This window comes from Flavobacterium swingsii (assembly GCF_900111965.1).
GTDB classification, from domain to species: domain Bacteria; phylum Bacteroidota; class Bacteroidia; order Flavobacteriales; family Flavobacteriaceae; genus Flavobacterium; species Flavobacterium swingsii.
Genome location: NZ_FOJT01000002.1, coordinates 452,289 through 468,453, shown reverse-complemented (window position 1 = coordinate 468,453; position 16,165 = coordinate 452,289). Strand labels below are relative to the sequence as shown.

The window sequence follows — 16,165 nt, the reverse complement described above, 5'->3', positions numbered from 1 at the left end:
TCATAATTATTCACGAATCAGTATTGAAGTATCTTTTTGATTTCCCATTTGAATTTCAAAAGCATATACTCCTGCATTTAATGATGAAGCATTATAGCTGTATGTAAATTCAACTGATGATTTTGTGGCTTTTTCTGTTACTATAAGTTTACCTTTTATATCATAGATATTGATTTTTACATCACCTGTATTTGGAGAAGAATATTCTACTTTGAATATATCTTTTACAGGATTTGGATACAACTTAATTGGATAAAAAATTCCTTTTGGAGTATCTGTCGATAAATAAGGTTTGTTAATGCAAAAATTATCGATAACAAGATTAGAATCATCATAAACAGTACCACAAAGTGTTGTATTTGTAACATCAAACATCACATAATGATAATCTGATTTGAACGTTTGTAAAAATGAAGAAGTACCTGCTGTATACAATGGAGCACCCGCGCCACCACAAACCACTTGGCATCTACCTTCGCCAGCTAAACTACCATAATTTGCTACAGGAACTGTTGTACTCACATTTCTGTTAATAGGCTTGAATCTTTCGTATAAATGATCGTGACCAGTTAAAATTAAATCTACCCCATAATCATCAAAATCCTTAAACCATGTATTCCAATAACTATCCATTTCGCCAGCGTGTGGTCCTACAGTATAAAAAGGTCTGTGGAACGAAATAATCTTCCATTTTTTACTTGCATTTGCTATCAATGTATTGGTAAGCCATGTTCTTTGAGCTGCATCTGCTGGAGTCTCAGAATTCAAACATATAAAAATAGTTTCTCCATAATCTACAGAATAATACAATTCAGTTGTAGGCACATTGTTTTTTGGTAAATCAAAAATATTCTGATAATAAGATGCAGAAGCTACATCATGATTTCCTTGTGCGTGTAAGATTAATTTATTGTTGATTAAATTAGTTCCATTATCGAACCAAGCGTCCCATTGTGAAGCTGAACTTCCAGTATCAACAATATCACCATTAAAAACCACAAATGCTGGATTTCTTGCATTCATTAAAGTCGAAATATTGTTCCATACACTCACATTTGTTCTACTATCTCCCACGGCTGCAAAAGAAAATGCATTAACATTCAAAGGAGGTGAGGTAATATATGTTTTTTGAGCCGTCCATGTGCTAGATACAGAATCATATAACGAATAATATATTGTTGCGTTTGATGATAATACTCCAGGAAATGTGAAACTAAAAAACTTATTTGTAGCTGCGGCATAACCTGCTCTTGAAACAATATTAGTAGTTCCTTGCTCATAATCAGTCGTATATCCCCATCTAATTTGATCGGTAGTAGCTGCTGTAGAATTTGTCCATGCAACGGTTAATCCTTCTAAAGGATTTTTTGTAGTTCCCCAACGAATATGTTTCTGTGTTGTTACTACAGGAACTGTAATATTTCCGATAAGCCCAAGATCAAAACTAATATCTGAACTGTTGGCTACATTTTGATGAATTTCTACAGCAATGGTATTGTTTCCAGTTACAAATGTTCCTATTGGTAATGTTGTAGTTTGAAAAGTACCACCATCATCGCTTGCAAGTGTGGCTAAAGTTGTATTTGATGCTCCGGCGGCTAAATTATTTCTATAAACCTCACTTCCGTTTACATAAACCGCCACACCATCATCTCTTTTTACATTCAAAGTATAATTTAAAAATAAGCTCGCATCGGCTACTGAAAATGTTTTTCTAAAATAAGTTGTTATGTATTTATTTGTAGAACTCGCTCCATAACTAACTACGGTTGCTTCGTCACCATCTCCATAACCTAATTGAGCATTACCTTGTGACCAACTCGTTTCATCTATTGTCGTTGCTCTCCAAGCCGTTCCTTGATTAGAACCATTGTCTAAATATTTCCACGATGAACCTGTATTGATAAGCGTAGTTTGTGACATCATCATGCTCTGTATTCCTATGCATAACATTGCAAAATAAATTTTCTTCATTTTTATTGATTTTAGTTGTATTGATGCAAAAGTATAAAACATAGGCTTTTGTTAAATGATATAATGTTATCATTTCGTAAATGAAAGTTTAATTCTTCAATTTATTTTAATTTTAGGGTAAATACTAAACTATTCATAAATGCATAGGTTTTTTGTTTTTTGAATTTAATTATTAATTACTTTTGCACTACAAAATTTAATAAATAAATTATGAGAATTGCAGTTGTTGGTGCAACCGGAATGGTTGGTGAAGTAATGCTTCAAGTTTTAGCCGAAAGAAATTTTCCTGTAACCGAATTAATTCCTGTTGCTTCAGAGCGATCTGTAGGAAAAGAAATAGAATTTAAAGGTATAAAATATAAAGTAGTAGGAATGCAAACAGCAGTAGATATGAAAGCTGATATTGCTTTATTTTCTGCTGGTGGAGAAACTTCTTTAGAATGGGCACCAAAATTTGCCGCTGCTGGCACAACTGTAATTGATAATTCGTCGGCTTGGAGAATGGATCCAACTAAAAAACTGGTTGTTCCTGAAATAAACGCTTCGATATTAACAAAAGAAGACAAAATTATTCCAAACGCAAACTGTTCTACCATTCAATTGGTTATGGTTTTAGCTCCGTTGCATAAAAAATATAATATCAAACGAGTTATTGTTTCAACTTATCAGTCTATTACTGGAACTGGTGTAAAAGCGGTACAGCAACTAGAAAACGAATATGCAGGAATTTCTGGAGAAATGGCTTACAAATATCCTATTCACAGAAATGCTATTCCTCAATGTGATAGTTTTGAAGAAAACGGTTACACTAAAGAAGAAATGAAACTAGTTCGTGAAACTCAAAAAATTCTTGATGACAAAACTATTGCTGTTACAGCTACTGCCGTTCGCGTGCCAATTGTTGGAGGACATAGTGAAGCGGTAAATGTCGAGTTTTCTAATGATTTTGATGTGAATGAAGTTCGTCAACTTTTGCATAACACGCCTGGAGTTGTTGTACAAGATAATAACGACACTTACACGTATCCGATGCCTATGTATGCGCAAGGAAAAGATGATGTTTTTGTAGGAAGAATTCGTCGTGACGAAAGTCAACCAAACTCAATAAACATGTGGATTGTAGCCGATAATCTTCGCAAAGGTGCTGCTACAAACACAGTACAAATTGCTGAATATTTAGTAAAAAATAGTTTGGTGTAGATAAAACCTAACGTCATTTTAGAAATCCGTTTAAATTTAGCAAATCATAAATTTTGTTAAATTTAAATGGATTTTCTTTTTTGCTTTGTTACATTTGCCTTACATGAAAAAGAAGTTTGTCATCATAAATTTGCTGTTAGCGATTGTAGTATTATTTTCGATACTATTTCAATCGGTGCACAGTTATGAGCATTTGGCAAAACAAGTTTCTGAAAACAAATGTCATCACAAACCAACTTCTGGTCATCAAATTACCCACCAACACCATAATTTTGACCACTGTTTTGTTTGCGATTTTACTTTAGGTGGATTTGTTACTCCAAATATTTCTCATTTTCAATTCATAAAAAAGCAAGTCTCTACCGGATATACCTTCTTATATTCTAAAGAAATAACCAACTTTTTTAAAGGAAGCCTTTTTGCGCTTCGTGCTCCTCCCTGTTTTATTGTTTAATTTTTTTTATTACTGAAAACTTTCGGTAATAACTTCAATTTATTTTTTAAACAATAAAATATCATTAAATATGAAATCATTTTTAGTTGCCCTTTTATTAGGGTTTTCAGGTATGCTTTATGCTCAAGTTACTCAAGATACACTTCATAAAGACAAACCATTTGTAATGGATGAAGTCAAAATTTCTTCCAATGCTTTTAATAAAATTCAATCGCAAAATGTGATGAAGATTGAACACAAAAGCATCAAAGAATTACAACAAAAAGGAGCAGCAACGCTCATGGAAGGATTGGCTTCAATTCCTGGAGTTTCACAAATATCCACAGGAACATCTATAGGAAAACCTGTTATTCGTGGACTAAGCGGCAATAGAGTTTTGGTTTATACACAAGGTGTACGACTAGAAAATCAGCAGTTTGGAGAAGAACATGGTTTGGGACTTAGTGATAGCGGTATAGAAAGTGTCGAAGTTATAAAAGGCCCTGCTTCTTTACTTTATGGTTCCGATGCTTTGGGTGGTGTTTTGTACTTTAATCCAGAAAAATTTGCCAAGCCTAATTCCTATTCGGCAGATTTTAATCAAAAATTATTTTCAAATACTCACGGAAGCAACACATCATTTGGACTAAAATCATCCTCTGAAAATTGGAAATTTATCATTCGTGGTGGTTATAACAATCATGGCGATTACAAAATGCCAAATGATAGTTTAGTTACCAATACTCGTTTTGATGAAGCTGATGTAAAAACAGCTATTGGTTATAGTAATCCAAAATTCGCTACTATTTTACGTTATAATTTGAATAATTTAAACTTAGGAATTCCCGAAGAAATAGGTTTGCAAACCAGAAAAAGAGATCCTGATTATCCTAGACAAGGTGTTTTAAATCATATTTTGAGTTTGCATAATAATTTTTTCTTCAAAAACTCAAAATTGGATGCTAATTTTGGTTATATTTCTAACAATCGTAAAGAATTTGAAGACAGTACAATTCCAGTTTTAGATATGAATTTGAATACGGTAAATTATGATTTAAAATATTATTTACCAAAAATAGGAAAATTAGAAACCATAATTGGTTTGCAAGGAATGAGCCAAACCAATAGAAATTCTGGTTTAGAATTACTAATTCCTGATGCTAATACAAATGATATCGGAGCTTTGGCAACATCTAATTACGAATGGAAATCGAATGTAATACAAGCAGGATTTCGTTTTGATACCAGAAAAATTAATACCGAAACTCATGGAATTATAGGCGATGAAGGTTATTTTGAAGCCATCGACAAAAAATATACTAGTTTTAATGCTTCTTTGGGATACAAAACGAAACTGACAGACTATTTGTCTTTTAGATTTAATGTGGCATCTGGATTTAGATCGCCAAACTTGGCCGAACTAACTTCAAACGGTGTTCACGAAGGAAGTAATCGTTATGAAATTGGAAATTCTAACTTAAAAAACGAACAAAATATTCAAACTGATTTGAATCTTGAATACGGAAATTCTCATTTTGAATTTTTCGCAAATGGTTTTTACAATCACATTAACAACTACATATTTATTTCTCCAAACGGAAATATAATCGATGAGAATGATGTGTACGATTATGTACAAGCCAACGCAAAATTATATGGAGGAGAATTTGGTATTCATTTTCATCCGCATCCGTTAGATTGGTTGCATATCACGAGTAGTTTTGAAACTGTAACTGGTCAGAAACAAAACGGTGAATATTTGCCGCTTATTCCTGCAAACAAATGGAATAATAATCTTCGTACCGAATTTGATATCAATAATTGGATTAAAAAAGGTTTTGCCACAGTAAATGTTGAAAGTATTTTTAAACAAAATAACAACAGTACTTTTGAAACAAAAAACAATGATTATACATTAGTAAATATTGGTTTAGGTGGAAATATAAATATTAACAAAACCAATTTTGATATATCTATAAATGCAAATAATATGCTTAACAAAAGCTATATTTCGCATCTTTCGAGGCTAAAAACTGACGGCATTCCTAATATTGGAAGAAACATTGTTTTAGGTGTTAGTTTCTTGTTGTAATAGAAAATAGGCATAAAAAAAAACGAGGCTAATTACCTCGTTTTTTTTTATTTCAAATAAATACTACCAAATTACCACTCTTTCATTTTCTGGTAATCTCATTTTACTTCCTTCTTTGATATTAAAAGTTTTATAAAACTCAGGAATATTACTCAACGGTCCGTTAATTCTGAATTTTGCTGGCGCATGCACATCGGTCATCATTTGTTGTGCTAACGATTCTTTTTTAATGTTTACCATCCACGCATAACCATAAGCCAAGAAATAGCGTTGGTCTGGTGATAATTTTGCAATTTTCTGATTGGTTTTGTATTGATTTGTTTTCTTAAATGCTTCGTAACCCATAACAACTCCGCCTAAATCAGCAATGTTTTCTCCTTGAGTAGCATCACCATTTACAAATTTAGTTGGCAAAGCTTCGTACTTGTTAAACTGAGCAACGATAAGTTTTGTTTTAGCTTGAAATTTTTTCAAATCTTCAGCTGTCCACCAGTTGTTTAGGTTTCCGTTTTCGTCATACTGACTTCCTTGATCATCGAAACCATGTGTAATTTCGTGTCCAAAAGTAGAACCTCCAATAATTCCGTACAAAACAGCATCATCTGGCATACGACCTTCAAAACCTGGAACTAAAATATTACAAGCTGGCACACAAATTTCGTTATTACTCGGATTATAGTAAGCATTATAAGTTTGAGGAAACATTCCCCATTCGGTTCTATCTACTGGTTTTCCGTATTTAGAAACCATATCATTGTGTGACCATTTGTTTACTGCCATAACATTAGCACAATAAGAATTTTTAGTAATATTTACAGAACTCATGTCTTTCCATTTGTCTGGAAAACCAACTTTCATAACTATTTTTGCTAATTTACTTAATGCTTTTTTCTTAGTTGGTTCGCTCATCCAATCTAATTTTTTGATGTGTTCTGCATATACATCACGAATATTATTTCCTATTTCGAGTAACTTTTCTTTGGTTCCTTTTGGCAAATATTCATCAACATAAACTTGACCAATTAATTCTCCTAGTGAACCATCTGTTTGCTCTACTACTCTTTTCCAACGAGGTTTCTGAGTGGCAACTCCGCTTAAAACAGTCGAATAAAATTTGAAATTTTGTTTTTCGATATCACTTCCTAAATATGACGCAAACGTATTTTGTAAATCCCATTTCAAATACGTTTTCCAATCGGCAATCGAATAGCTTTTTATCATAGTATTCAATGCTTTGTAGAATTCTGGTTGTCCAACAATTACCGAATCGGCTTTATTAATTCCCATTAATGGCAATGTTTTGTCCCAAGCGATGTTTGTTGTGATTTTATTCAAATCGGCAACAGCCATTTTATTATAATTCTTAATTGGATCACGAAGCGCTTCCAACTTTCGAGAAGCTTTAGCCAAATCGGTTTCTAATCTCATAATAACCGAAGCGTTTTGAGATGAAACTGCCTCGCTATTTCCTAAAAATCTAGACATAACTTGAAGATGTTTCACATACTCATTACGAATGTTAACTGTTTCTTTATCGGTATTAAAATAATAATCTCTGTTACCAAGACCTAAACCACCTTGAGAGAAAAATACAGCATATTTTGTACTTATTTTATCATCTTGACCAACATAAGTAGAAAATGCTGGGCTTGCTCCAATGGTGTGCAAATGCGCCATAGCTGATAATAAAGATGGAACATCGGTAATGGCATCAATCTTAGCTAATTCGCCTTTTAGTGGAGATAATCCAGCTTTATTAATAGCAATGGTATCCATTCCTGAAGCATAAAAATCACCTATTTTTTGTTTGTTACTTCCTTTGTCTGCATTGGCAGCAGCCGATTTTTCACAAATTTGTTTTACCTGATTGTTTATCGTATCTTGAATGGTTCTAAAAATTCCGTTGCTACGTTCCGAGTCTGGAATCGGGTTTTGTTTGAACCAACCTCCATTTGCATACATAAAAAAATCGTCCGAAGGATTTACTAAAGTATCACGATTTGTAGCCAACGCATCTGACGCATTTGGGTCGAAGTCGTTCTCTTTTTTGCAACTTGTCGTTAGCATAATTACTCCCGAAAAAAGTAATGCAATGGTATTAAATTTCATAGTAAAATTGTTTGATAATTCGTCAAAGATATAAGTTTATGATAAAGTATTAAAAACTTACTATTTATTTTACAATAAAATTAAGAATCCTATGTTTAATAAGTATTAAATTGCACCATCAAAACATAAATAACGCCATGAACAGCATCAAAATACTTTGGGTAGACGACGAAATCGACTTACTAAAACCACATATTTTATTCCTAGAAAAGAAAAATTATACTGTAACGACTTGTAATAATGGTCGTGATGCTGTAGATATGTTTCAAGAAGAAAATTTTGATATTGTTTTTCTTGATGAAAATATGCCTGGAATGTCAGGTTTAGAAACGCTTTCGGAGATGAAAGAGAAAAAATCTTCTACACCTGTAATTATGATTACAAAAAGTGAAGAAGAATATATCATGGAAGAAGCGATTGGTTCTAAAATAGCCGATTATTTGATAAAACCAGTCAATCCGAATCAGATTTTATTGAGTTTGAAGAAAAATTTAGATCATTCTCGTTTAATTTCCGAAAAAACAACTTTAGATTATCAGAAAGAATTTCGTAAAATTTCTATGGAAATGTCGATGGTTAATTCCTATGAAGAATGGGTCGAATTTTACAAAAAATTAATCTTTTGGGAACTTGAATTAGAAAATATCGATGACCAAAATATGTTTCAAATTCTGGAATCTCAAAAAACAGAAGCCAATCATTTGTTCGGAAAATTTATTGAAAATAATTATGAAGATTGGTTCGAGCCAAAAGCAGACAAACCAGTACAATCGCATGATTTATTCAAAAAATTAGTCATTCCAGAACTTAAAAAAGCAGAAAATGTACTTTTTGTTGTGATTGATAATTTGCGTTATGACCAATGGAAAGCTTTCGAAAGTGTGGTAAACAATCATTACAAATTAGAAAGCGAAATACCTTATTTTGCAATACTTCCAACGGCTACACAATATGCAAGAAATGCTATTTTTTCGGGTTTATTACCATCGGAAATGGAAAAACAATTTCCTCAATATTGGAAAAATGATGTTGAAGATGGTGGAAAGAATTTATATGAAGCCGAATTTCTTACCGCACAACTAAAACGCAATGGTTTAAATATTGAACAAGAATATTTTAAAATTACTAATTTAAATAACGGAAAAAAATTAGCCGAAAATTTTAAATCCTTAAAAGACAAAAAATTAGTCACTGTTGTTTACAATTTTATCGATATGTTATCGCACGCCAAAACCGATATGGATGTCGTAAAAGAATTGGCTTCAGATGACAAAGCATATCGTTCATTGACCTTAAGTTGGTTTAAAAATTCACCTTTATTAGAAATTATTCAACAAGCTCAGAAACTTGGATTTAAACTAATTATCACAACCGATCACGGAACTATAAATTGTAAAAATCCGTCGAAAGTTATTGGTGATAAAAACACGAGTTTAAACTTACGCTACAAAACTGGACGTAGTTTAACTTATGAAAATAAAGAAGTTTACGCTGTAAAAGATCCTAAAAAAATTGGTTTACCGTCTATAAATATGACAAGCGTTTATATTTTTGCGAAAAACGATTTCTTTTTGGCTTATGTAAATAATTACAATCATTACGTGAGTTATTACCGAAATACGTACCAACACGGAGGAATTTCATTGGAAGAAGTTATTGTACCATTTTTAGTATTTAGCCCGAAGAAATAAAATGAAAATCGAATTTAATCTCGACGAAATTGAAATTGTTGCAAAGCAAATTTTAGCTGCTAATCCAGAAAAAGTAATCCTTTTTAATGGAGAAATGGGAGCTGGAAAAACAACATTTATCAAAATTTTATGCAAGGAATTAGGTGTTAAAAACCCAACAAGTAGCCCAACTTTTTCTTTAGTTAATGAATATCAAATACCTAACAATCAATTAGTTTATCATTTTGATGTATATCGATTAAAAGATCAAACTGAAGCACTCGATATGGGAATAGATGAATATTTATATTCTGGAAACTGGTGTTTTATAGAATGGTCGGAAAAAATCCCAGATTTAATTCCAGAGAAACATTCGGTGGTTACAATTTCTGTTTTAAATAATGATAAAAGATTGATTGAACTTAAATAAATGTAATAAATTTTCGTAATTTGTGCCAAATAAGTTTAAAATCATGGCCATTACACCTTTTAGCAAACAAGATTTACTTCCGCAAGAAGAAAAATTAGAAATCGCTAAGCACAAGAGCGAACTTTTTATTGGTATTCCCAAAGAAACTTCTTATCAGGAACGTCGAATTTGCCTAACTCCAGATGCTGTAAATGCAATGACTTGCCATGGTCACAGGGTTTTAATAGAAGCTGGTGCGGGAGAAAATTCGAGTTATTCCGACAAAAATTATAGTGATGCAGGTGCAGAAATAACCAATGACACTAAAAAAGTTTTGGGTTGTCCCATGATTCTAAAAGTAGAACCCGCAACGCTAGTCGAAATAGAAATGATGAATCCTAAAACGATTATTATTTCAGCTATTCAGCTAAAAACCAGAAAAAAAGAATATTTTGAAGCCTTACAAAAGAAAAAAATAACTGCCTTAGCTTTCGAATATATTAAAGACGAAGACGGTTCATTTCCAGCTGTAAAATCATTAAGCGAAATCGCGGGAACAGCATCAGTACTTGTTGCTGCCGAATTATTAACTGCAAGTAAATTTGGAAACGGACTGCTTTTTGGAAACATAACAGGCGTCCCTCCTACCGAAGTTGTTATTCTTGGCGCCGGAACTGTCGCAGAATTTGCAGCCAGAACCGCCATAGGATTGGGAGCAAGTGTTAAGGTTTTTGATAATTCAATTACTAAATTACGCCGTTTACAAAATAATTTGAATCAAAGAATATTTACATCAACCATTCAAAATAAAACATTACTAAAATCATTACAACGTTGCGATGTCGCTATTGGTGCTATGCGAGGAAAATACCGCACACCAATCGTAGTGACGGAAACGATGGTAGAACACATGAAAAAAGGTGCTGTTATTGTGGATGTGAGTATAGATACTGGAGGTTGTTTCGAAACTTCAGAAATTACGACTCATGAGAATCCTACTTTTATAAAAAACGGAGTTATTCATTATTGTGTTCCCAATATTCCTTCTAGATATTCTAAAACCGCATCATTATCTATCAGTAATATTATCACACCCTATTTACTTCAAATTGCCGATGACGGTGGGATAGAAAGTGCGATTCGTTGCGATTCCGGATTAAAAAATGGTGTTTATTTTTATCATGGAATTTTAACCAACAAAACAATTGGCGAATGGTTCGATTTGACTTATCGTGATATAAATTTAATTGTATTTTAGATTCAAAATTTGGTTAATTCTAGCTACTTTTGTTGAAAATTAAATAAAATGAAATTTTCTTACAGATTAAGTTATTATCTTTTTGGATTCTTAGTTGGTTGTGTATTTTTATTTTTTGTATTAAACAAAAAAAATACCCGTTGTAGTTATTTTCCCAACGATAGGGTTTTAAATAATTTAAGATCAAAGCCCTTTTATTATTCTGATATTGCTTCAAAAGAGTTAGCAGAAGATTGGTTAGATACTATTGATGTTAAAAACACTTTACAATATGGTGATGTCGATTTCGATAGAAGTAATCTTGTAATATCCAAAGGTAAATTATACACAATTATTGGTAAAACTACTAAAAATCAACCTATTGAAGTAATTATAGAAAATTACGAAGATAAAGTTGTTTTAAGAGAGATAAAAAAACAATAATTTATTTCAAAAAAAGGTTGTTTATATAAAATCAAGCCTTATATTTGCAATCCCAATAAGGGCGATTAGCTCAGCTGGTTCAGAGCACCTCGTTTACACCGAGGGGGTCGGGGGTTCGAACCCCTCATCGCCCACAAAAAAACTCCTTAAGTACTTAAGGAGTTTTTTTATTTTAAATCGTTTATAAAAATTATTCTTTTACAATCTTAATTGTTTTTTGTTGGTTATCATTTTCTAAGACAATAATATAAATACCATTTGTTAGATTAGATAAGTCGATGGTTTTAGAAATCGAATTATTGTCAAAATCTTTCTCTTCTATTAATTGACCTAAAAGACTATAAACACTAGCTTTTTTAAGATTAATATTGTCTAGATACAATATGCCTTTTACAGGATTTGGATAATAATTGAATGCTGCAAAATTAGATTCTTCGTTACTTAATGTAGTACCAATTACAAACTGATATGGCGTTTGATAATTTGTATTTATAGGACTTGTACTTACTAATCTTAAAAAATAATCACCTGGAGCCAATACTCTTGTAAAATTTATTGTAGCACCAGTATTATTTTGAACCACTCCAACGGCGACTCCTGAACTATCTAGAATAGTTCCATTCATTGCGCTAGTTACAATACTGCTAACAGATACAGTTACACTTGAATTTTGTGAAATTGTAAATTTATAAAAATCATTATCCGCTGCAACTGGATTCTGAATAGTTGTATACCCCAAATAATTTTTATTTGTAGCAACACCATAAGCCAATGCTCTAACATTTGGTTCGTCTAATCCTTGCATTAATTGGTAAGGATACCCGGGCAATTCTGTATGATTTTCTATCAAGTCATAACCTGAATTAAAATAAAATAATTTAGCAGGATAAGTCATAGACGGATAATACTGATTTAAATTTGAAGATGGTTCGGGGACTACTCCATCGGTAGTAATATTAGTTCCAAAAGCATTTGTAATTCTTCCGATTATATTCGAATAATCAATTGAAGCATCAATAGGTTTCTGGTTTAACCCTGTAATTGTTTCTCCCAAAATTCCATTACAATTTATATCTACATTATAAAAATCAGGTGATGAGGAATTATCATTCATACTTGTACTATTTTGAATTTCTGAACCTCCAAACAAAAAATGACTACCTTCAGCACTATAATAATACGTAGCTTTAAGATCTCTAATCGCATCAGACCTTACATCAATACCTATAAAAAATCCACCTGGTGTATCGCTGGAATTACTTCCTCCATTTGGAGTTCCCGCAGTTAGTAATTTAGCAACATGATGCTTGTTATCTGCTTGCCAGTTAGATGCGTTTTGAATATATTCTCTCGATGCCAATCCGCCCATACTATGTCCTACAAGTACTACTTTGTCTTTTCCTGTAAGTGCTAAAACTCGCTCGACTGCTTTTTTTACAGCCACTCCTTGTTTTGCAATAGCTGCTTGGTTACTAAGTGTTGTTGTACCTATTGCTCCGTTTGGATTTAAATTAAAATTTACATAATAATAATCTGCATTTGCAATTATTGTGGTTTCAAAAGCTGCAATATCCGCTCCTGAAGTTGGATAAAAGTTTTTGTTTGCCGTTGTATTACTCCCATCTGCGTTTAAACAAAAATCGAAACGTCCTCCATAAGTATAAGTGTATTGAGAATCAAAATAATCTGTAGTAGGATTCCAAGTTTCTGAACTAGAATTAAGTCCGTGAATAAAAATAATTGGATAAGGTAATTTGCTTGGAACAGCAAGTTTATCGGTGTTAGTAATATTGGGGGTTTTAAGTGTTACTATACTGTCACCAAAATATTGAAAGTATTCAAAATCACTTGGTCGTGGTTTCAATTCAAAATTATTATCTTGTGCAAAAGACTTAAAAGATAGGAATACAAGAAGTAATATTGTTTTAAAAGTAATTTTATTCATAAACAATTTATTTTAGTATAATGATATGCAATATATAAATAAATTGTTAATTTTTTTAAAATTAACACGAAATAACTTAAAAAGTTATTCGTTTAATTTGAAATTAATTATAAAAAAAAATTAATATTGTTGTAAAAAAAATTTAATACAAAAAAAATCGACCCAAATTAATGAATCGATTGTTTATTAAAATTGATGTAAATCTTATTTTACAACTGCAAACTTTTCTATAATAACCTTATCCGACTTATCATCATAAGTTTCGATAATCAAGTTGCCATCTGTATCAAAATAACCAACAGCAACTTTATTTTTTAGTCGATAAATATAACTATTGGTTGATGTTTTTCTTAATAGAGCTGGTTTCGAATTACCATAAGTCATCACATAACCTGATGCATCTAATGCTAATTTGTATTTGTTTCCGCTTGATTCATAATAAGAGCTTCTATCGACATCTACTGTTCTAGTACTTCCATCAGGATTAGTAATTTTTGTCGTTGTGGTAACCATAACTGGTGAATCTATTGTTGGAATATTTATTGTATTCGCTTTTTCTTGTCCCAACTCAATTTTTTGAACTTCTTTTGTAACCTCTTTTTTAACTGTTTTGTGTTCTCCATCTGAATCTTTTTTTGTTAAGATTGTCGTTTTTGTTTCTGTTTGTGTGTTTGTACTTTGCGCTTGAATATTCATTGAAAATAGAAACGTAATTACTGATAAAAATAATGTTTTCATAATGTTGTTTTTTAGATTATTACATTACAAATTTAAGCTTATCAATTAGTAGAATTATTTATATAAGTTTCATAATTCACAGGTAAACAGTATGTTATTTAGATTGTTTTGGATATTCTACTCCAGTTTCAAATCATTTTATATAACCTAAGTTAGAATTTTACTTTTAATCATAAAAAAAACCGAAACTTTCGAATCGGCTTTTAATTTATTGAAAAAAAATAGCTTCAATATATCACTATATTTTCTTCGACTTTTTTTCAATAAAGTTCTTCAGTGCAAATTTTAAAGCTTTTCCAAAAACTCCTTTTATAGGATTTTCAGGATTATCTTTTAATAAATTTTTAGTTAAATAATTTGTTCCCAAACCAATGACTCCGTTTATTAAATTTGTTTTTAGATTGGGAGAAGTTATTACTTCTTGCAGTGAACTTTTTATTAAGTTTATAGCTTTAAAACTGTCAATAGTAGTATGATATTGATTTTTGAGTATCAAAAAATCTTCTGCTTGTTTGTTTTTCAAAAAAGTAATTTTTTCTTTAAGAGCGGCTCTTTCATCAATTGGTTTCATACTAATTTTTCATTTTATTAATAATGAAATTGCTAACTGGATTTTTAATCCATTCTTCTCTAAAAATATAAAGCAAAATAGTCAAGCATAAATATCCAAATGCTATTAGAAAAAAGCCTAAATATGTTTCGCCCAAATATTGTCCCACACAAAGTGCTAACCCAATATTAACTAGCAATAAAAAAAGAACAACAATAATAGCTATAGTCAACTTTACAGCTAGATTTGAAAATATATCTACCGATTTTTCGACAGCTTCGTATTTGCATAATTCGAGCGTTGTTTTGCTATAAATTTCTGCTTTCTCAATTAGTTTTTCTATTGTTGTTGCCGAATTTTCCATTGTTTTTAAGCTTAATTTATTTTGGAGTGACCATTGTTTTGGCTTCATCTAAAATATTTTCATATTTGTCTGAAACATCTTGATACAAACCATCAAATTTTCCTTTTAGTTCGTCAGCATAATCCTGACCTTTTCTCATAATTTTTTTTCTAGTTTTTGTTCCTTTGTGTGGTGCAAATAATACTCCTAATAATGCACCTACTCCAATTCCTAACAAAATCCCTGCTGCTGTTTTTCCTGATTCCATGATTTCTAATTTTAAATGATTATTTATATTTTTTCTTTAAAGAGCTTCAATAATTTTGTGTAATTCTTCTTTGGTTTTTCCTAATTTCATTTGAAGTTTACCTAACATTTCTTCTTTTTTTTCATCGATAAATAATAAGTCATTATCTGTCAACTTTGCAAATTTTTCTTTGAGTTTCTCTTTTTGTACTTCCCAATTTTGTTTTAGTTCTGTAGCATTCATCTATATAAATTTAGTATTAAGAATGCATTTTCTTAACCTTACAAAGGTGAGAACGATTGGCTCATAATGTCTTATACAATTTTAGATAAGAGTTGCAATATTCACAGTTAGATTTAGTTTTTGTTATTATTTTCTTTACTCTCATTATCCATTTCTATATCTGCTGAATCGTCGGTTTCTATATATTCTTTATAAAGTTCTACGATTTCTTTTTCGGTTTTTTTACCCATATCCATTACCGAATTATTGGCTGGCTCATGAGACGAAATAAGTTCATTCATTTTTAAATGAATTAATGCCGAATAACGGTTGAATGATTTCTGAATAATAAATAAACTCAAAAAAGTAGTACCAAAAATAATATCACCAATGTCTTGATGCAAATCGTTTGAGGTAAACAAATTAGTAGCCCACCAAAATAGCACCAAAATAAGTGCTAAAATAAACGTAATAGAATTCCCTAAAACTTCAGTGACTATTGATACTAATCGTTCAAATTGTCTTTCGATATTAAAATAGGCTTTTTTCATA

The 16,165-nt window shown here is 31.3% G+C and carries 16 protein-coding genes and 1 tRNA gene; 8 read left to right on the top strand and 9 right to left on the bottom strand.

Annotation, left to right across the window (positions count from 1 at the left end):
• Positions 1 to 6 precede the first annotated feature (6 nt).
• Positions 7 to 1,974 (bottom strand): T9SS type A sorting domain-containing protein, encoded by a 1,968-nt coding sequence (locus BM053_RS04985; protein ID WP_167357287.1) that lies wholly within the window; start codon positions 1,972 to 1,974, stop codon positions 7 to 9.
• 210 nt (positions 1,975 to 2,184) lie between these two features.
• On the opposite strand from BM053_RS04985, the gene BM053_RS04980 reads away from it, so the two are divergent.
• The 3 genes from BM053_RS04980 to BM053_RS04970 all read left to right on the top strand — a co-directional run bounded on the left by BM053_RS04980 (position 2,185) and on the right by BM053_RS04970 (position 5,699).
• Positions 2,185 to 3,174 (top strand): aspartate-semialdehyde dehydrogenase, encoded by a 990-nt coding sequence (locus tag BM053_RS04980; protein ID WP_091474673.1) that lies wholly within the window; start codon positions 2,185 to 2,187, stop codon positions 3,172 to 3,174.
• A 103-nt stretch (positions 3,175 to 3,277) separates the two neighbouring features.
• Positions 3,278 to 3,628: a hypothetical protein gene (locus tag BM053_RS04975; protein WP_167357286.1), complete on the top strand. Its 351-nt coding sequence runs from the start codon at positions 3,278 to 3,280 to the stop codon at positions 3,626 to 3,628.
• Between the two features lie 70 nt (positions 3,629 to 3,698).
• Positions 3,699 to 5,699 (top strand): TonB-dependent receptor plug domain-containing protein, encoded by a 2,001-nt coding sequence (locus BM053_RS04970; RefSeq protein ID WP_091474668.1) that lies wholly within the window; start codon positions 3,699 to 3,701, stop codon positions 5,697 to 5,699.
• 63 nt (positions 5,700 to 5,762) lie between these two features.
• Here the strand turns inward: BM053_RS04970 and BM053_RS04965 are convergent, their stop codons facing one another.
• Entirely contained in the window at positions 5,763 to 7,808 is a 2,046-nt protein-coding gene (locus tag BM053_RS04965) for a M13 family metallopeptidase (RefSeq protein ID WP_091474665.1), read from the bottom strand.
• Positions 7,809 to 7,945: 137 nt separating this feature from the next.
• Between BM053_RS04965 and porX the strand changes: the two genes are divergently transcribed.
• The 5 genes from porX to BM053_RS04940 all read left to right on the top strand — a co-directional run bounded on the left by porX (position 7,946) and on the right by BM053_RS04940 (position 11,702).
• Positions 7,946 to 9,499, top strand: a complete 1,554-nt coding sequence (gene porX / locus BM053_RS04960) for a T9SS response regulator signal transducer PorX (RefSeq protein ID WP_091474663.1) — start codon at positions 7,946 to 7,948, stop codon at positions 9,497 to 9,499.
• A 1-nt stretch (position 9,500) separates the two neighbouring features.
• On the top strand, positions 9,501 to 9,908 hold the full coding sequence (gene tsaE / locus BM053_RS04955) for a tRNA (adenosine(37)-N6)-threonylcarbamoyltransferase complex ATPase subunit type 1 TsaE (RefSeq protein WP_091474661.1): 408 nt from the start codon (positions 9,501 to 9,503) through the stop codon (positions 9,906 to 9,908).
• A gap of 43 nt (positions 9,909 to 9,951) precedes the next feature.
• Complete coding sequence (locus BM053_RS04950; protein WP_091474659.1) at positions 9,952 to 11,145, top strand: alanine dehydrogenase; 1,194 nt, start codon at positions 9,952 to 9,954, stop codon at positions 11,143 to 11,145.
• Positions 11,146 to 11,193: 48 nt separating this feature from the next.
• Positions 11,194 to 11,568 (top strand): DUF4258 domain-containing protein, encoded by a 375-nt coding sequence (locus BM053_RS04945; RefSeq protein WP_091474657.1) that lies wholly within the window; start codon positions 11,194 to 11,196, stop codon positions 11,566 to 11,568.
• Between the two features lie 59 nt (positions 11,569 to 11,627).
• Positions 11,628 to 11,702 (top strand) — tRNA-Val (locus BM053_RS04940).
• Between the two features lie 56 nt (positions 11,703 to 11,758).
• Here BM053_RS04940 and BM053_RS04935 read toward each other — a convergent pair.
• The 7 genes from BM053_RS04935 to BM053_RS04905 form a co-directional block, all read right to left on the bottom strand.
• Complete coding sequence (locus BM053_RS04935; protein ID WP_091474654.1) at positions 11,759 to 13,513, bottom strand: T9SS type A sorting domain-containing protein; 1,755 nt, start codon at positions 13,511 to 13,513, stop codon at positions 11,759 to 11,761.
• A 204-nt stretch (positions 13,514 to 13,717) separates the two neighbouring features.
• Positions 13,718 to 14,251 (bottom strand): hypothetical protein, encoded by a 534-nt coding sequence (locus tag BM053_RS04930; RefSeq protein WP_091474652.1) that lies wholly within the window; start codon positions 14,249 to 14,251, stop codon positions 13,718 to 13,720.
• Between the two features lie 238 nt (positions 14,252 to 14,489).
• On the bottom strand, positions 14,490 to 14,822 hold the full coding sequence (locus BM053_RS04925) for a hypothetical protein (protein WP_091474649.1): 333 nt from the start codon (positions 14,820 to 14,822) through the stop codon (positions 14,490 to 14,492).
• A gap of 1 nt (position 14,823) precedes the next feature.
• Positions 14,824 to 15,213 (bottom strand): hypothetical protein, encoded by a 390-nt coding sequence (locus BM053_RS04920; protein WP_091474647.1) that lies wholly within the window; start codon positions 15,211 to 15,213, stop codon positions 14,824 to 14,826.
• Positions 15,182 to 15,412 (bottom strand): YtxH domain-containing protein, encoded by a 231-nt coding sequence (locus BM053_RS04915; RefSeq protein ID WP_091474645.1) that lies wholly within the window; start codon positions 15,410 to 15,412, stop codon positions 15,182 to 15,184. Before BM053_RS04915 ends, BM053_RS04920 begins: the two co-directional genes overlap by 32 nt.
• Positions 15,413 to 15,448: 36 nt before the next feature.
• Positions 15,449 to 15,634 (bottom strand): CsbD family protein, encoded by a 186-nt coding sequence (locus BM053_RS04910; protein ID WP_091474643.1) that lies wholly within the window; start codon positions 15,632 to 15,634, stop codon positions 15,449 to 15,451.
• A gap of 113 nt (positions 15,635 to 15,747) precedes the next feature.
• Complete coding sequence (locus BM053_RS04905) at positions 15,748 to 16,164, bottom strand: low affinity iron permease family protein (protein WP_091474641.1); 417 nt, start codon at positions 16,162 to 16,164, stop codon at positions 15,748 to 15,750.
• Position 16,165 lies beyond the last annotated feature (1 nt).